We start from the raw sequence: 18,298 nt of genomic DNA, 5'->3' as shown, positions 1-18,298 counted from the left end.
TTCGGAGAGGAATCGTCTCTGGAAACCGAAATGCGAATGATTGCCGAAGGGCTGCTGACAGATGAGATACCGCCGCGGCTGGTTGGCGGCAGGAATCGGGAAACGGGCCGAATTGTTTTCCCCTGCCCGGAGAGCGGCGAGTACGAGCCTTACCCGCTGCAGCGGCAGGGCACGCTGTGGTCCTACACGATTCAGCGCTATCGCCCGAAGTCGCCGCCTTATGCCGGGCCAGATGCCTTCCATCCCTGGCCTGTCGGTTATGTCGAGCTTGCGGGAGAGACAATTGTCGAAGCGCGCCTGACCGATATCGCGTTTGACGATATCGCCATTGGCATGCCGCTCGAACTGACGGTCGTGCCGCTCGATGCCGAGGCCATCGATCCGGTCATGGTCCATGCCTTCAAACCCGCAGGAGCGGCATGATGGGCAATGTTTGCATTGTTGGTATCGGTATCCATCCCTTTGGGCGGACGGATGGCCTTTCCGGGCTCGATCAGGGGGTGTTCGCGGTCCGTCAGGCGCTGGCGGATGCCGGAGTGGAATGGAGCGATGTGCAGTTCGCTTATGGCGGTTCCGATGCAGCCGGAAACCCGGACACGATGGTGGAGCGGCTGGGGTTGACGGGGGTTCAGTTCATCAATGTCCGTAACGGTTGCGCGGCGGGCGGATCGGCGCTGTTTTCAGCGCAGATGGCGATCAAATCGGGCGAATTCGAATTGGGGCTGGCGGTCGGTTTCGACAAGCATCCGCGCGGGGCATTCAATGCCCTGCCATCCGAATACAACCTGCCCGACTGGTACGGCGAAGCAGGTTACATGATTACCACCCAGTTCTTTGCCAACAAGATCATGCGGTACATGCACGATCATGGTATTTCCCCGCAATCGCTGGGCCGGGTTGCGGAAAAGGCGTTTCGCAATGCGGTACATGCCCCGCATGCGTGGCGGCGCGAGCCGGTGATGCTGACGGATATCATGAACGCGCCGATGGTCAGCGATCCTTATACCAAGTTCATGTTCTGCTCGCCCGCGGAAGGGGGCGTGGCGCTGCTGCTCGCCAGTGAGAAGAAGGCGCGCGAACTGGGCAAACCGCTTGTCCGTCTGAAAGCGGCGACGATGCGGACGCGCCCGCCGGGCTCGTTCGAGGTGTTCGCGCCGTCCATTGATGTGGAGCGCGGCGGATCGGCAACGAACATCGCCTCGGCCGCCGCATTCGATCTCGCGGGGATCGGGCCGGAGGATATTGCCGTTGCCCAGCTTCAGGATACCGAAGCGGGCGCGGAGATCATGCATATGGCCGAGAACGGCTTCTGCCGGGACGGTGAGCAGGAACGCTGGCTGGCCGAGGGATTGACCGAAATCGACGGCAAGTTGCCGGTCAACACGGATGGCGGTTGCCTTGCCTGTGGTGAGCCGATCGGCGCTTCCGGCCTGCGCCAGGTTTACGAAAACGTGGTCCAGTTGCGCGGGGATGGCGGCGGGCGGCAAGTGCCCGGCTGCCCCACTACCGCTTACAGCCATGTTTACGGCGCCCCCGGCGTTTCTGCCGTAACGATTCTGGAACGCTGAATGGATATCGACCTCTCCCCTGAAGAAGCCGCATTTCGCGATGAGGTGCGGGCATTCTTGCGGGACAATCTGCCCGCTGCGGTCAAGTCCGGCGCCGCGGCATCACCGACGGTATTTGTCGAACCCGAAATCGGCCAGGCATGGAATGCCGTTCTCCATGCCAAGGGCTGGCTGGGATACAATTGGCCTGCGGAGTATGGCGGGACCGGCTGGAGCCCGGTGCAGCGCTACATTTTCGAGAAGGAATGCGCAGAGGAAGGCGCGCCCAGCCTGACGGTTATGGGGCTGAAACTTCTCGCGCCGGTTCTCTGGACATTCGGCACGCCTGAACAGAAGGCGCATTATCTGCCGCGCATCCTGTCGGGCGAGGACTACTGGTGCCAGGGTTTTTCCGAGCCGGGCAGCGGTTCGGATCTTGCTTCGCTCAAATGCCGCGCTGTGCGGGATGGGGATCGCTATATCCTCAACGGATCGAAGATCTGGACCACGCATGCGCATCACGCCAACCGTATGTTCTGTCTCGTGAGGACGGATACCGAGGGCAAGAAGCAGGCAGGCATTTCCTTCCTGCTGGTGGACCTCAATCAGCCCGGCATATCGGTGCGTCCGATCCTGACCGTAGCAGGCGATCACGAAGTCAATCAGGTGTTTCTGGAAGACGTTGTCGTGCCGGTATCGGATCGTGTGGGCGAAGAAGGGGCGGGCTGGACCATCGCCAAGTTCCTCCTCGAAAACGAACGGGGCGGTTCCTGCCATGCGCCGAAGCTGATTTACGATCTCGCGCAACTGGAGCAGGCGGCCAAGAGCGAATGCGATGGCAAGGGACATGCTCTTGCCGACGATCCGCAATGGCAGCGCCGCATTGCCAGGGTGCGGCTCGCCGCACAGGCGCTGGAGATGATCGAACTGCGGATCGTCACCGAGATCGCCAAGGGCCGCAAACCGGGGCCACAAACTTCGCTGACCAAGCTCCTTGCGTCCAATTTGCGGCAGGACATCGATCTGCTGGCAGTGGATTTGTATGGGGCGCTAGGCCTTCAGCTCGAAATGCGGCGGCCGCTTTATGGCGATCGCGCGCCCGCGCCACTGCATACGCAAGCCGCGCAAGTGGCGGCACCGCGTTACCTGAACAGTCTGGCCTGGACGATTTTCGGCGGGTCGAACGAAATTCAGTCCAACATCATCGCACGGTCGGTGCTCGACCTGTGAGAGAGGAGAGGGAATAACCATGCAACTGAGCCGAGAAGCGCTGCTGGGTGCCTATCGCCGCATGAAGGTGGTGCGGGAGTTCGAGGAACGTCTGCACGTGGAAATCCAGACCGGGGAAATCGCCGGTTTTACCCATCTCTATTGCGGGCAGGAAGCCGTGGCGGTGGGGGTGTGCGATCACCTGGACCGGGAAGACAAGATCATCTCCACTCACAGGGGCCACGGGCACTGCCTGGCCAAGGGATGCGACGTGGTGGACATGATGAAGGAGATCTGGGGTAGCCGCGAAGGGCTTTGCAAAGGCAAGGGCGGCTCCATGCATATTGCCGATGTGGATGTCGGCATGCTGGGCGCCAACGGGATCGTGGGGGCGGGCGCCCCTATCGCGGTGGGCGCAGCGATCTCCGCCAAGATCGATGGCAAAGGAAAAGTCTCGATCGCCTTTTCGGGTGATGGCGCGTGCAATCAGGGGACCACGTTCGAAGCGATGAATCTGGCCGTGGTGACGCAGGCGCCGTGCATCTTCGTGTTCGAGAACAACCATTATTCCGAACACACCGGCGTGGATTACGCGGTTGGCACGGCCAACGACATCGCCAGCCGCGCGGAAGCGTTCGGCATGAAAGTCTGGCGCGCCGATGGCACCGATTTCTTCGCTGTTTATGAAACCATGCGCGAAGTTCTCGACCATGTTCGCGCGGGCAACGGCCCGGCGGCGGTGGAATTCGATACCGAACGCTTCTTCGGGCATTTCGAAGGCGATCCACAGCGTTATCGCGGCAAGGGGGAAGTCGACCGCATCCGGGAAACGCGCGATTGCCTGAAGAATTTCCGCGCCAGCGTCACCAGCGCGAAGCTGCTGACCGATGAGGATCTCGACACGCTCGATGCCGAGGTTCTGGCGGAGATCGAAAATGCGGTGCAGGCCGCCCGCGCTGCGGAGCGCCCCACCGCCGATGACGTCCTTGCCGACGTTTACATTGCCTACTGATCCGGGGAGCGACAAAAAATGGCTCAGATGATGTACCGCGAGGCAGTGGTCTCGACGATTGCCGAAGAAATGGAGCGCGACCCCAACGTTGTGATGCTGGGGGAAGATATCGTCGGCGGCATGGGAACCGCGGGCGGGCCGGAAGCCATCGGCGGAATCTGGTCGACCTCGGTCGGCCTGTTCGACAAGTTCGGCAAAGAACGGATGATCGACACCCCGATTTCGGAAAGCGCGATTATCGGCGCGGCCTCGGGTCTGGCCTTGGCGGGCAAGCGGCCGATCGCGGAACTGATGTTCGCCGATTTCATCGGTGTCTGTCTGGACCAGATCTGGAACCAGATGGCCAAATTTCGTTACATGTTCGGTGGCAAGACCCGCTGCCCGGCAGTGCTGCGCCTGGTCTATGGCGCAGGCTACAACGCGGCGGCGCAGCATAGCCAGTCCGTGCACCAGATTCTGACCGGCATGCCGGGCTTGAAAGTCGTGATGCCGTCCAGCCCGGCCGACGTCAAAGGCCTGCTGCGCACGGCCATTCGCGATGACGATCCGGTGGTATTCCTGGAGCATAAAGCGCTTTACGGGATGAAAGGGGACGTGCCGGACGATCCGAACTTCACGATTCCCTTCGGCCATGCGCGGCTGACCCGTGCGGGGGAAGATGTCACCATCGTTTCATCCGGCCTCCTGCTGGGCTTTTGCGAAGCGGTGGCCGACAAACTGGCGCAGGAGGGGATCGGTTGCGATGTGATCGACTTGCGCACCACCAGCCCGCTGGATGAAGAAGCCATTCTCGATTCCATCGAGGTCACCGGGCGTCTGGTGGTGGTGGACGAAGCACCCCCACGGTGCGGTCTTGCGGCGGATATCTGCGCACTGGCGGCCGCCAAGGCGTTTTCCAGCCTCAAGGCGCCGCCGCAGGCGGTTACTCCGCCGCATACTCCGATCCCGTTCGCCCGCGAACTGGAAAGCGCATACCTGCCTTCGACCGACAAGATCGAGGCAGCGGTGCGCAAGGTTCTCGGCTGGCGCTGAGGAGGGGAAGCATCATGGCTGATATCCGCCCATTCTGCATGCCCAAGTGGGGCATCGAAATGACCGAGGGGACCATTGCCGAATGGATGGTGAAGGAGGGCGAAGCCTTCACCAAAGGGCAACTCCTCTGCTTGATCGAAACCGCCAAGATCACCAACGAGGTTGAGGCTGAATACGATGCTGTCGTCCGCCGGATTCTGGTGGGCGAGGGCGAAGACGCGCAAGCTGTCGGCACTCTGCTGGCGGTATTCGCCGATCCCGCGGCTACTGATGAGGAAGTGCAGGCCTTTATCGATGGGTTCCGTCCTGTCGAAACCAAAGTCGCCGCACAGGCTGCGTCTTCCGCCCCCGTCACGGCGCCTGCTGACGTAGCACCAGCCGCCGCTCCTGCGAAAAGGAAGATCGAAACCAATCGTCCCATCAGCCCCGAAGCGCTGAAGCTGGCGGAAGAACACGGGGTCGATCTCGATGATGTCGAAGGCACCGGTCGCAACGGGCGGATTACCTATCAGGACGTCGATCAGGTGCGCCGCCCGGCTTCGCAGCCCCGCCTGCGCGGGCTTGCCGCCCTGGTGGAAGAAACGGCGGCGGTATTCGCATCGCCTCTCGCGCGGCGTTTGGCCGCACTCCACGGGATCGATCTTGGCGGGGTTGCCGGGACCGGCCCACGCGGGCGCATCTGCAAGGCGGACGTGCTGGCGCTGGTGCCCGAACCTGCCTCTGGCGCCGCGGCATTCGGTGCGCCTTTTGTGCCGGTGGACAACCGGCCTGAAGTCGTCCCGTTCGACAAGATTCGCAAAGTCGTGGCCCGCCGGCTGACGCAGGCCAAGCAGGAACTGCCGCACTTCTATCTGCGCCTTTCGGCGCGGGCCGATGCGCTGATGGAATTGCGCAAGACGGCCAATCTCGTGCTCGGGTGCAAGGCCTCGATCAACGATTATGTGGTCAAGGCGGTGGCTATCGCGCTTGTCCGCAATCCCGATGTCAATGTGCAGGTGCATGGGGAAGACGTGCACCGTTTCCCCCACGCTGATATCGCCATTGCGGTTGCCAGTCCGAAGGGCTTGGTCACGCCGATTGTCCGGCAGGCCGACCGCATGCGGATCGACCAGTTGGCGGGCGAGACGCGGCGGCTGATCGACAAGGCCAACGCCGGGAACCTGTCGTTCGAGGATATGGACGGGGGCACATTCTCCGTTTCCAATCTGGGCATGTTCGGGATCGAACAGTTCGATGCGATTATCAATCCACCGCAAGCCGCGATCCTGGCGGTGGGGGCCGCGACGCGCCAGCCGGTGGAGGCCGCCGATGGCGGTGTGGCATTCGAAAACCGGATTGCCTTCACTCTGTCAGTCGATCATCGGGCAATCGATGGCGCTGTCGGTGCGCGGTTCATGGAAACGCTCAAGACCTTGATCGAAGAGCCCGAAGGGCTGTTCGCCTGACACGATCCTGCCGCCCGGGCCGGTCATCGGCTGGCCCGGCTATTCTTGCAGCGCGATGCGCCAGGCGGCGGGCCTCTTACGAATACGGGATGGAACCGGATGACGATTTCTGCGCGTGCCATGGACCTGGCTGACAGGGTCGAAGCGTTTGTTCGCGAGGTCGTGTTTCCTTACGAGCATGATCCCCGGCGCGATCATCATGGCGCGCCGCTGGATGACCTTGTGATGGAACTGCGGGAAAAGGCGCGGGCGGCGGGCGTGCTGACGCCGCATATCCTGCCCGATGGGAGCCATCTGACGCAGCGTGAAACCGCGATGGTCCTGATCCGTTCAGGTCTCTCGCCGCTCGGCCCGCTCGCTTGCAACACCAATGCGCCGGACGAAGGGAACATGTATCTGCTCGGTCATGTCGGCAGCGCGGAATTGAAGGAGCGCTTTCTGCGGCCGATGATCGATGGCCGGGCACGCTCCGCCTTCCTGATGACGGAGCCCGCCGAATGGGGCGGCGCGGGATCGGACCCGTCGATGATGAAGACCACCTGCCACCGCGATGGCGATCATTGGGTGGTGAACGGGCGCAAGGCCTTCATCACCGGCTTCGCCGGGGCCAGGGTTGGCATCGTTATGGCAAAGGCAGAGGAAGGGGCGTGCATGTTCCTGGTCGATCTGCCCGATCCGGCCATCCGTATCGAGGCTGTGCCGAATACGATAGACAGTTCGATGCCTGGCGGCCACGCCACGTTGACTATCGATAATCTGCGCATTCCCGCCCATCAGATGCTGGGTAAAGCGGGCGAAGGTTTCCAATATGCGCAAGTGCGCCTCAGTCCCGCGCGCCTGTCGCATTGCATGCGCTGGCTGGGGGCATGCATACGCGCGCAGGAAATCGCGACCGATTATGCTTGCCGCCGCGAAGCGTTTGGCAAGGCCCTGATCGACCATGAGGGCGTGGGTTTCATGCTGGCCGAAAACCGCATCGAATTGCGGCAGGCGGAATTGATTATCGATTGGTGCGCATCCGTGCTCGACAGCGGTTCGCTGGGTACGGAGGAAAGCTCCATGGCCAAAGTCGCGGTATCGGAAGCGCTGCAACGGATTGCCGACCGTTGCGTGCAGGTTATGGGTGGCACGGGCGTCACCGACCGCACGATCGTGGAACAGGTCTATCGCGAAATCCGGGCCTTCCGCATTTATGACGGCCCGACCGAAGTCCACAAGTGGAGCCTTGCGAAGAGGATCAAGCGCGAATGGAAACAGGCACAGGACTTGGCATGAACGGGCAGGGTACTGTTGCCGAGGCCAATTCCGGCACCACTCCGGTTCGCGAAGGCTATGCTTTCGACGAGGCCGCGCTGGCGGGCTGGATGGCGAAAAACGTGGAGGGCTTTTCCGGCCCCTTGAGCATCGAACAGTTCAAGGGCGGGCAGTCCAATCCGACCTACAAGCTCATCACACCGGGCAGGAGCTATGTTCTGCGGCGCAAGCCGCCGGGGCAATTGTTGAAAGGCGCGCATGCGGTCGAACGCGAAGCGCGTGTGCTCACAGCGCTGCATGGCGAAGGATTCCCTGTCGCGAAGGTCTATGGTCTGTGCACCGATGAGAATGTCATCGGGACATGGTTCTACGTGATGGAAATGGTCGAAGGCCGCATCTTCTGGGATGCGACCGTGCCCGGCGTATCCAGCGCGGAGCGGGCGGCGATCTTCGATGCGATGAATGCCACCATCGCGAAGCTCCATACGCTCGATTTCAATGCGCTGGGCCTGGGTGATTACGGCAAGCCCGGCAATTATTTTGCGCGGCAGATCGGCCGTTGGTCGAAACAGTATTTCGACGATGATCTGGCAGGCCGCGATCCCAATATGGACCGGTTGATCGCATGGCTGGAAACCAATCTGCCGGAGGGGGACGAAGCCGCGAGCATCATTCACGGCGATTTCCGGATCGATAACATGATCTTCCACCCGACCGAGCCGCGCGTTCTGGCGGTGCTCGATTGGGAATTGTCGACACTGGGGCATCCGGGTGCCGATTTCGCTTATAATGCGATGATGTACCGCATGCCGCCGCATATCGTGGCGGGACTTTCCGGTACGGATATTGCCGCGCTCGGGATTCCTGATGAGAACGCTTACCTTGAAGCCTATTGCTGCCGGACCGGGGCTCAGGGGATGCCCGGCTATCCTTATTACATGGCGTTCAATTTCTTCCGCCTTGCGGCCATTTTCCATGGCATCAAAGGGCGCGTCATGCGCGGTACGGCGGCAAGCACGCAGGCATCACAGCGAGTTAAAGTCCTGCCCGAACTGATGGAACTCGCATGGCAGCAGGCCGTGATTGCCGGGGCCTGAGCGAAGCAGCCGTTGCGCATAACCGGTTCCTTGTGGCGGGCCGAAGCGGAGACATACAGTGAGTGAACAATACGACGTCATCGTTCTTGGTTCTGGCCCTGGTGGGTATGTGGCGGCGATCCGCAGTGCGCAGCTGGGTTTGAAGACGGCGATAGTGGAGCGTGAGAGCCTGGGGGGCATCTGTCTCAACTGGGGGTGCATTCCGACCAAGGCGCTGCTGCGTTCGGCCGAAGTGTTCCACCAGATGCAGCATGCGGCCGATTATGGCCTTGCCGCCGAGAAGATCACTGCCGATCTCGCTGCCATCGTCAAGCGCTCGCGCGGGGTAGCCAAACAGCTCAATCAGGGCGTCACCCACCTGATGAAGAAGAACAAGATCGCCGTCCACATGGGTGAAGGCACGCTGACCGCGCCCGGCACGCTGGACGTGAAAGGCGAGAAGGGCACCGAAACGCTCAGCGCCAAACACATCATCGTCGCCACCGGGGCGCGGGCGCGCGATCTGCCGTTTGCCCCGGCCGATGGCAAACGCATCTGGACTTATCGCCACGCGATGACCCCGCCCGAAATGCCCGGCAAGCTGCTGGTGATCGGTTCGGGCGCGATCGGGATCGAATTCGCCAGCTTCTACAACGATATCGGCGCCGAAGTGACCGTTGTCGAAATGATGGATCGGATCGTGCCGGTGGAAGATGCCGATGTCTCCGCGTTCCTTGAAAAGGCGCTCACCAAACAGGGCATGACAATCAAAACCGGCGCCGCGCTGGAGGAACTGAAAGCAGGCCCCAAGGGCGTTTCGGCGAAGATCAAGACGAAGGATGGCAAGATCGAGACGGGCGAATACAGCCATGTGATCGTCGCCATCGGCATCCAGCCCAACACCGAGAATATCGGTCTGGAGACACTGGGGGCGAAGCTCGAGCGCGGGTTCATCCAGATCGACGGCTATGGCCGCACCGGCGTGACGGGCCTGTGGGCCATTGGCGATTGCGTGCCCGGCCCGTGGCTGGCGCACAAGGCGAGCCATGAAGGCGTGACCGCGGCCGAAGCGATCGCGCAGGAACTGGGCAACAAGGACGTGCATCCGCACGCTCTCGACCGAAACAACATCCCGGGCTGCACCTACTGCCACCCGCAGATCGCCTCTGTCGGCCTGACCGAGGCCAAGGCGAAGGAGGCGGGGTACGAGGTGAAAGTGGGCACGTTCCCGTTCATCGGCAACGGCAAGGCGATTGCGCTGGGCGAAGCGGAAGGGTTCATCAAGACGGTGTTCGATGCCAAGACGGGCGAACTGCTGGGCGCGCACATGATCGGGGCGGAAGTGACCGAACTGATCCAGGGCTATGTCGTGGGCAAGCAGCTCGAAACCACCGAGGCCGAACTGATCCAGACCATCTTCCCCCATCCCACACTCAGCGAAATGATCCACGAAAGCACTCTCGCCGCTTACGGTCGCGCTATCCATATTTGACCGGTTGCAGGACAATACTGGTTGCAGGGTGTTCAACCGCCTCAGGAAGGCTACTGGCGGAGTCGAAATAGGCGACTCCGGCGGTCGGATGTGGCGCGCCGCCTGCAAGAATTGAAAGAACGGAAACCATGGAAGAAGTTTACATCGTGGCAGGCGTGCGCACGCCTATCGGGGATTTTGGAGGTGCGTTGAAAGCCTTCCTGCCATCCAGGCTCGCGACGCTGGTGGCGCAAGGTGCCATGGCGCGCGCTGGGATTGCCCCCGCCGATATCGAACATGTGGTGTTCGGGCAGGTGATCCCCAGCAGCGGCAAGGATGCCTATCTTGCCCGCGTGGCGGCGCTGCAAGCCGGGATACCTGTCGAAACCCCCGCGTTCACGCTCAATCGGCTGTGCGGATCGGGCATACAGGCGATTATTTCGGCCACGCAGATGATGAAACTGGGGGAAGCCAGGATAACGCTGGTGGGTGGGGCCGAAAGCATGTCGAATGCGCCCTACATCGATCATGGCGTGCGCTGGGGCAGGAAAATGGGGCCCAATCAGCACGCCGATGCCTTGCTGCAGGTTCTGTCCGATCCGATTGACGAATATCACATGGGGATCACCGCGGAGAACGTTGCTGCCCGCTATGGCATCAGCCGTGCGGCGCAGGATGCGCTGGCGGTGGAAGGTCATCGCCGGGCGGCCCGGGCGATTGCCGAAGGGCGTTTCAAGGAACAGATTCTCCCCATCGAAATCGCCACTGCCAAAGGCGCTGTGTTGTTCGATACGGATGAGCATCCTCGCGCGGATACCGCGCTGGAAACGCTTGCCGCGATGAAACCGGTGTTCCAGAAAGACGGCACCGTTACCGCAGCCAACGCCAGCGGGATCAACGATGGCGCCGCGGCCATGGTCTTGGCGACCGGAGCCGAGGTGGAAACGCGCGGGCTGAAGCCGCTCGCCCGTATTGTCAGTTGGGCGCATACCGGGGTGGACCCGGCCTATATGGGTATGGGGCCGGTCAAGGCCGTGCCGCTGGCCTTGGCCCGGGCGGGTCTCACATTGGCCGATATGGATGTCATCGAAGCCAATGAGGCCTTTGCCGCACAGGCTCTGGCGGTGGCTGAGGAATTGGGGTTCGATCATGAAAAGCTCAACCCCAACGGCAGCGGCATCGCTCTCGGTCATCCTGTTGGCGCGACAGGGGCGATCCTGACGATCAAGACCGCTTACGAACTGAAGCGCACTGGCAAGCGCTATGGGCTTGTCACCATGTGTATCGGCGGCGGGCAGGGGATCGCGCTGGTGATCGAACGTGTGGAGGAATAGCGGCATCGGCAAGCCGCTATCGAAGGAAAAGTTCATCTTTTCCTAGAAATTCAGCAGACGCCTGCTGTGGAAAATGAACCGAAATACGTCAGGACTCTTAGGCGCGACCATCGCTGCCGGGGGAGGACTGATGATGTTGTACGAGAGAAGATATCGCAGCGTTGGCTTGGTTTCTGCCGTCGCATTGAGTGTTGCATTGCCATCCGTGGCGCTGGGGCAGGACAATCAGGCCGAAGCAAGCAATCGGGTGGGGCTCGAAGAGATCATCGTAACCGCTCAGAAGCGGCAGGAATCCCTGCAGGATACCCCTATTTCCATTTCGGTTCTGGGGACGGAGCAACTGGAAGCGCGCGGCGTCAGCGGTATACAGGACCTGTTTACGGGTGGCATACCCTCCGTCCGGACCGCGAACTATGCGGGCCGAAGCTCCACGTTGCAGATATCCATGCGGGGTATCAGTTCCGGCGAGGCGTCGCAGATCAGCCGTGATGGGGCCATCGGGATTTACATCGACGGGGTTTATCTGGGGCGTGTGCAAGGGTTGGGCACGGAACTGCTCGATCTGGAACGTATCGAGGTGTTGCGGGGCCCCCAGGGAACCTTGTTCGGGCGCAATGCCGTTGGCGGTGCGTTGAACATCATTTCCAAGCGGCCGACCGGCGAACTGCGCGTTTCGCAGAAGGTCGGGGTTCGCAACTTCGAAGGCTGGGAGAGCGCTACTCATATCGATCTCCCGAAGTTCGCCAATATCAGCATGAAGATCGACGGGGTGGTAAAGCAGCGCGGCGGCTGGGTGGACAATCCCATGCGCGGGGAATGGGATTTCTATCAGTATAAACGCTGGGGCTTCCGCGTCGCCGCGCTATGGGAGCCAACCGACACGATCGACGTATTCTATTCCTACGATCGGGCGCAGGACAAAACGGTCGGCAATTATGGCCAGATAACCGCGCTGGTAGGGGATGCACCGCCATTGGCGCCGATCTTCTATCTGGAGCCGCACAGGGTCCGCAAGGCGCGCGTGGGTATGCCATTGCAGCCGAGCGTGGGGAAAACACAGGGCCACAGCCTCACCGCGAGTTGGGACGTCACGGACAATCTGGAGATCAAGTCGATCTCGGCGTGGCGCAAGATGCGGCAGAGCCAGTATGATCAGTATGGCGGCACGTTTTATGCCTTCGAACCGAACGGGGCGGCTGGCCGGGTCAGTCTGGCCAACGTTCGCCAGCGGCAGTTCAGTCAGGAATTGCAATTGATCGGTTCCACCGACCGCCTGAAATATGTGTTGGGTGCTTTTTACTTTGACGAAAAAGCTTCGGACGATGCTGATGCGCTGCGCACGTTCCGTTTCAACGAGGATGGCACCGCGATCACGATCCTCAATCCACCGATCAGCAGCGTTGGCCTAGATCGCGCCAGCCGCAATCGTGTGAAGTCCACCGCGTTATTCGGGCAGGTGACTTGGACGCCGGGAATCCTGGATGATCGGCTGCATCTTACCGGCGGGCTGCGCTATACGCATGACAAGAAGGCTGGCGAAATGACGATACTGCGCGGTGTTTCCCCCGTGCCGCGGCTGGCCTACACGTTCAGTTCCAAGCGCCTGGATCCCGCTGCAACGATTGCTTTCGATTGGACCGACAACGTAAATACCTATGTCCGTTGGGGCATTGCCTATCGGGCGGGCGGCGCGAACAGCCGGTCGGCCACGTTCCGGACTTTCAACGAGGAAGAGGTGGAAACCTGGGAAATCGGGCTGAAATCCGACTTGTGGGACCGCCGCGCCCGGGTGAATGTCGCCCTCTATCACACCGCCTACAAGGATATGCAGGTCGACTTCGTTTCGCCGCTCAATCCATCGGCGAACGAAACGTTGAATTCCGATAACGTCACCAAGATCAAAGGCGCCGAAGTGGACCTGACTTTCCAACTGGCGCGGGGACTGACCACTTCGATCAACTATGTCTACACCGATGTGAAAATTCCCGATCAACTCAATCCCTATTCGGGCCGTTTCCAGGTGACGCGTCCGCGCTACACGCCCAAGCATGCTGCGTCGGTGAGTGTCGATTACAGTTTTCCGCCTTTCAGTTTCGGCGTGCTGAGCGCGCATCTGGATGGTTCGATGGCGACTGGTTCCTACGTTGAGGCAGGCGATACGACCAAATCGAAAGGCTATGCCATGCTCAATGGCCGCCTGACGCTGGGAGAAATGAAGATTGCCGGAGCTGGCGAGTTCTCCATCTCCCTATGGGGCAAGAACCTGTTCAACGAAGAATATGATGTTTTCGATTATCCCTATGTTGGTGCGGGGTTGGCCGGGGTCGATCAGCGCAGCTTCAACGAGCCGCGCACGTATGGGCTCGAAGCAAGCCTCCGCTTTTGACGTTCGGATCTCCACCGCTATCGCGCGGTGGAGATTCACCTGCGGGCAGGATGTTGACTCCATCCACGGACTGATTCCGATGCTCACAACACCAGTCGCGCTTCGATGCCCAGGCTGCGGGGATTGTTATAGGTCTTCTGGCTGGTTCCGGTCAGCCCAGGTTGGCTGTAGGTGTAATCGAAGACATCGTATTTCTCGTTGAGCAGGTTTTTGCCCCAGAAGGCGAGAGAGAGTCCTTCGGGCATGATGCCGAACAGCCTGGAAAAGGTGATCCGTCCGTTCATGAGCATATAGGTTGCGCTGCGCGTAGCATCATCCAGCGAGGTATAGGCGCCCGTGGCTGCGGTCGTGTTCAGGTTGATCTGCGCCAATCCGAACCTGTTGAGATCGAGGGACCAGTCAACTGTCAGAGATCCGGCATGTCTGGGCGAGTATGCGATATTTATGCGCTGCAACTGCCCTGTGAAGGGATTGCGTTGCCGGGGCATATCGATCGCATTGAAACTGTATGCGGCCGACACGGTGAGATTGGGGCGCACTTTCAGTTCGGTGTTGAATTCCAGCCCGGCAAGCGTCCCGCGTCGTGGAGAATTGATCGTTTCGCCGAAGGAAGGGTTGAAAGGGGAAATGAAATCGATCTGAGCGTTGGCATAGCGCGCATAATAGGCGGCTAGCGCGATCCACCCGCGCTGTTGCGGGAGCTTCGTCTTCAATCCCAGCTCCCAACTGCTGATCGTCTCCTCGTCAAAAGTCTGAAAGCTTGGTGAGCGGGTATGCGCCCCGCCAGCCCGGTAGCCGGTTCCCCAACGCACATAGAGCTTGGCATCGTTGCCGAGCGCGTACCGCAAGCTGATGGCGGGATCCAGCCGCCGAAGTGACAAGCTATAGGCCTGCCCCGAAGGCAAGCCATTCCTGATCAGCATCTGTCCTTTCTTGTTATCGATGCTGTAGCGTAAGCCTGCTGCAAGGCTCAGGCGATCGTCGAACGCGGGTAACGTCCACTCCATCTGGCTGAACACGGCGATGGTGGCCGACTCGTTTCGGCTGGCGCGCTCCGATGCGAGGATGGACAGGGGAGGAGACAGCAGCGCCGTCTCCGTTCCGGCAGCGTTGTATTGGAACGTCAGAAGCGAACGCGACATATCGCGGGCCCATTCCTTGAACAGGTACAGGCCGACGATGTAACTGATATCGTCCACACTCCCGTTGACCTGCAATTCCTGGCTGACCTGCTGTTGGCGAACCTTTGACAGGCTCACGCGTCCGCTTTGCCCATTGGGTGCGAACGCCAGATAGGAGCCGGCGTATTGATCGTATTGCGATTGGTGCAATTGCCGCCAGCCGGTGATGGACTTGATGCGGAACGCGTCGTTCACCTGCCATTCGGCAGTTAGCATGTGGTTGGTGACGCTCGCAACGCTGGGTTTGAGAGGCACTGGCAGGCGGCCGACGCGTCGCCGCCCGGCTTCGGTGGTGATGGCCGGGGCGAGGGGCGGGGCATCGTCGGACAGGCCAACGATCTGGGCATAGCCACCCGTAACGCGGGCGTGCGAATATTCCGCCGCATAATGGATGGTCCAGTCTTTGTTCGGTTGCCATAGGGCAGCGCCGCGCAGGCCACTTTTCTCATAGGCGTTCCAGCCCCATTCGCCCGGCATGGTGTTGTCAACCCAGCCATCCCTGCGCCGATAAAGTCCGCTAAGCCTCACGCTGATATCTGCAACGCGCGGCAAATCCAGATGGGTGACGATCGAGCGCCCATTGTCGTCCTCGATCCCGAACTTCTGGGTGAGTTGCAATTGGCCACCCGGACGTCGGGAAACGAGATTGATCGCGCCGCCCATCGCATTGCGCCCAAACAGTGTGCCTTGTGGGCCATGCAGCACTTCAATCCGGTCCAGATCGAGAAAATCGATACTCAGGCCCTGGACGCGCCCCAGATAGACGCCATCCTGATAAATGCCCACGGCCCCATCGCGGCTTATTTGCGATGCTTCGCCGGAGGTCATGCCTCTCATCGAAAGGGAAAACGTGGATGCCCTGCTGGCATACGGGTTCACGCGCAGGGATGGAACGGTTCCGCCGGTAAGATCCGAAAGGCCATGAACGCCATGCTGTTCAAGCATGCTGGCCGTCATCAGGGCGATGGATAACGGCGCGGCATTCTGTGTCTGGGCGCTGCGCATCGCAGTGACCAGTATTTCGTCGGTTGCAACATGGGTGGGCGGCGGTAGCGGCTGGATCGCTCCCGGCAGGCGTGAGGCGGTGCGGGTAGGTTTCGCCGATCGATCACGGCCTCGTTTGATGATGAAGCCTTTGCTGGTCCGTTCCAGGACCAGCCCCGTTCCTGCCAACAGACGTTGCGCCAAGGCCGGGATGTCCCGGACATCGCCGGAAGCGCCTTTCGTTGTAAGGCGGCCAATCAGATCGGGCGAAAACAGAATGTTGACATTGGCCTTTACGGCAAGCTCATAAAGCGCCGTATCGAGCGGTTGCGCTGCGATAGTAATGGTGGAAACCTGCTGGGCGGCGGCACAGGTGGGCAGGCCGCCTGCAATCAATGCGATCCCAAGCCATAACCATCTACACGGCCACGCGGCGACATGCATTCCAGAAATCCGTCTCCTGTCCGTACGGCGTTCCTCTCTATGGGGCCGCCACTGTTATAGCTTCGGCGGAACGTGTAACTTTTACCTGGAGGGTGCGCGGCAGGGCATCGGTGAAACCATCAATATCCCTTACGGAATATACGCCGCTAATTCGCAATTGCCCCACGCCCGGATCAGTGATGCGGATTGGCAATGCGGCATAGCGATTGAATTGGGCGGCAGCCTCGCTCAGCGGCGTCTGGGCAAAGATCAGGCGCCCTTGTTGCCATGCCGTGATCTGGCCAATTTGGGGATGATCGATGCGGCTGGCGGTTGCCGTTACTGTCAGCCGTTCACCCGGTGTCAGAAGAACGGGGCGATTATCGTCATCGACTGCGACCTGGCCAGATAATACGAAGACGTCCGCACCGTGCGAGTGAATGGTGACATCGAATTCGGTGCCCAGAGCCGTCACGATCTGATTGTTCGCTGTAACCTGAAAAGGGCGCCGGCTGTCATGTGCGACGGCAAAGTTCGCGCGCCCGCGTTCAAGAATAAGCCTACGATCTGCTTTGCCCAACTTCACTGAAATTCGGGAATTGGTGTCGAGCAGAATCTCTGATCGGTCAGCCAGAACGATCCGTCGTTGTTCGCCAACGGCGGTTTCATAAACATCTGGTGCATGCAGATGCCACCATGCTGCCCCGCCAGCGAGTGCCGCAATGCTGGCTGCGGTTGCCATCAGCCAATGCCGCCGGGTGACATGGGGGCGGGGAGGGGTTGCGTTCTCCGCAGCAAGTTCTTCCGCTGCGGGCCCAGCCTCTTGCCAGGAAGACGCCATCCGGTTGAAAATCATGCCATGATTTTCGTCTTCAGCCAGCCACCGCTGAAAGTCTGCTTTGTCGGCAGGTGTGCATTCGTCTGAATCAAGCCGCGCAAACCATGCGGCGGCCTCTGCCTGAATATGGGCGATGCGATCCCTGCCATTATGCATCGTGTTCGTCCGCCCATTGCGCAATATGCAATGCAGCCTTGGCCACATGCTTTTCCACTGCGCTTACCGTTATACCCATCAACTCGGAAATCTCCCGGTAGCGCAATCCATCTACGCGGCGGAGAAGAAAAATCCTCAGCGTTTGGGGTGGGAGCTGTTGAAGCGCGCTTTTTACATGTTCGAGCCGCTGCCTGGCAGCGCAAATCTCGTCCGCGGGCGGAGTGCGGTCCGGGATTTGCAGAATGCTGGCTGCCAAGCCGCTGGCTTCAACTCGGTGCCGTAACTTGCGTTTCTCATCGATACCCAGATTGATCGCCGTACGAATGATAAAGGCGTTCTGCTGCGTAACCTGAGTGGTTTTCTGATAGGTCGCGAGACGCACGTAGGCCGATTGCAGCAGGTCTTCGGCATCCTCTGAGAACGGAACCTTCCGTTTCAAACGAGCGAGCAGCCGTCGCCAATCCGCTAAAGTGGTATGCTTGCTTGCCATTCGCTCTCTGCTCGATGGCAGGCGTAACGTATCAAGACTTCAGAATGCGCCTGATTTAAGGGCTAGGTGGGAGGATATTCTCCTGTTTTTGCGAGAGTTTATCATTTGTCTTGTCTTTGAGAAGCCTGGCATGGGGTGACATCAGGGCATGAGTTGAGGCTTAATCTGGTTGTCGCCATCGTCGCTGTGCGTGGGGCACGCAGTGTGCCGAGGACCATTGTGGGACAGGCTGGCCGCAAAAATCGATCTTGCTTCCTGAAGCCTGATGTCTCTCCCTTGGCACCAATCTACAATAAAAATAAGCGTTTACTTGGGTGGGTTTGTATACTGTCAGTATAATAAAGTTTTCACTTACTTATTCTTGTGGATATATTTTTCAGAGTATTTTTATAGTGCAACAATTATTTCTGCTGTGACCTAAACCTCATGCCATCGGCTCCCATGATCGAGAGAGCCGAAA

The 18,298-nt window shown here is 60.2% G+C and carries 14 protein-coding genes; 11 read left to right on the top strand and 3 right to left on the bottom strand.

Annotation, left to right across the window (positions count from 1 at the left end; genetic code table 11):
• The first annotated feature begins 30 nt into the window (after positions 1-30).
• From K5X80_RS12900 to K5X80_RS12850, 11 genes are all read left to right on the top strand, one after another.
• Complete coding sequence (locus tag K5X80_RS12900; protein WP_222558125.1) at positions 31-423, top strand: Zn-ribbon domain-containing OB-fold protein; 393 nt, start codon at positions 31-33, stop codon at positions 421-423.
• Positions 420-1,568, top strand: coding sequence for a thiolase family protein (locus tag K5X80_RS12895; protein WP_283249172.1), 1,149 nt, complete (start codon positions 420-422; stop codon positions 1,566-1,568). Before K5X80_RS12900 ends, K5X80_RS12895 begins: the two co-directional genes overlap by 4 nt.
• Positions 1,569-2,777, top strand: a complete 1,209-nt coding sequence (locus K5X80_RS12890; protein WP_222558123.1) for an acyl-CoA dehydrogenase family protein — start codon at positions 1,569-1,571, stop codon at positions 2,775-2,777. It abuts the gene before it with no gap.
• A gap of 19 nt (positions 2,778-2,796) precedes the next feature.
• Positions 2,797-3,768, top strand: a complete 972-nt coding sequence (locus K5X80_RS12885) for a thiamine pyrophosphate-dependent dehydrogenase E1 component subunit alpha (protein WP_222558122.1) — start codon at positions 2,797-2,799, stop codon at positions 3,766-3,768.
• 18 nt (positions 3,769-3,786) lie between these two features.
• Positions 3,787-4,800: an alpha-ketoacid dehydrogenase subunit beta gene (locus tag K5X80_RS12880; protein ID WP_222558121.1), complete on the top strand. Its 1,014-nt coding sequence runs from the start codon at positions 3,787-3,789 to the stop codon at positions 4,798-4,800.
• Positions 4,801-4,814: 14 nt separating this feature from the next.
• A complete protein-coding gene (locus K5X80_RS12875) occupies positions 4,815-6,245 on the top strand; it encodes a dihydrolipoamide acetyltransferase family protein (protein WP_222558120.1) in 1,431 nt (476 codons plus the stop codon).
• Between the two features lie 99 nt (positions 6,246-6,344).
• Positions 6,345-7,520, top strand: coding sequence for an acyl-CoA dehydrogenase family protein (locus K5X80_RS12870; protein WP_261390532.1), 1,176 nt, complete (start codon positions 6,345-6,347; stop codon positions 7,518-7,520).
• On the top strand, positions 7,517-8,596 hold the full coding sequence (locus tag K5X80_RS12865) for a phosphotransferase (RefSeq protein WP_222558119.1): 1,080 nt from the start codon (positions 7,517-7,519) through the stop codon (positions 8,594-8,596). The genes K5X80_RS12870 and K5X80_RS12865 overlap by 4 nt, the downstream gene beginning before the upstream one ends.
• A gap of 58 nt (positions 8,597-8,654) precedes the next feature.
• Entirely contained in the window at positions 8,655-10,067 is a 1,413-nt protein-coding gene (gene lpdA, locus K5X80_RS12860) for a dihydrolipoyl dehydrogenase (protein WP_222558118.1), read from the top strand.
• A 128-nt stretch (positions 10,068-10,195) separates the two neighbouring features.
• Complete coding sequence (gene bktB / locus K5X80_RS12855) at positions 10,196-11,380, top strand: beta-ketothiolase BktB (protein ID WP_222558117.1); 1,185 nt, start codon at positions 10,196-10,198, stop codon at positions 11,378-11,380.
• Positions 11,381-11,585: 205 nt separating this feature from the next.
• The gene (locus K5X80_RS12850) at positions 11,586-13,766 is read left to right on the top strand and encodes a TonB-dependent receptor (protein ID WP_222558116.1); all 2,181 of its coding nucleotides are present in this window, start codon (positions 11,586-11,588) and stop codon (positions 13,764-13,766) included.
• Positions 13,767-13,849: 83 nt separating this feature from the next.
• On the opposite strand, the gene K5X80_RS12845 is transcribed toward K5X80_RS12850, so the two are convergent.
• The 3 genes from K5X80_RS12845 to K5X80_RS12835 form a co-directional block, all read right to left on the bottom strand.
• Complete coding sequence (locus K5X80_RS12845) at positions 13,850-16,327, bottom strand: TonB-dependent receptor (protein WP_222558115.1); 2,478 nt, start codon at positions 16,325-16,327, stop codon at positions 13,850-13,852.
• Between the two features lie 85 nt (positions 16,328-16,412).
• On the bottom strand, positions 16,413-17,348 hold the full coding sequence (locus tag K5X80_RS12840; protein ID WP_222558114.1) for a FecR family protein: 936 nt from the start codon (positions 17,346-17,348) through the stop codon (positions 16,413-16,415).
• The gene (locus K5X80_RS12835; protein WP_222558113.1) at positions 17,341-17,838 is read right to left on the bottom strand and encodes a sigma-70 family RNA polymerase sigma factor; all 498 of its coding nucleotides are present in this window, start codon (positions 17,836-17,838) and stop codon (positions 17,341-17,343) included. Before K5X80_RS12835 ends, K5X80_RS12840 begins: the two co-directional genes overlap by 8 nt.
• Positions 17,839-18,298 lie beyond the last annotated feature (460 nt).

This window comes from Caenibius sp. WL (genome assembly GCF_019803445.1).
In the GTDB taxonomy this organism is placed as follows: Bacteria; Pseudomonadota; Alphaproteobacteria; order Sphingomonadales; family Sphingomonadaceae; genus Caenibius.
Note: the sequence above shows the minus strand (reverse complement) of the source record. Positions and strands in the feature narration are given on the sequence as shown.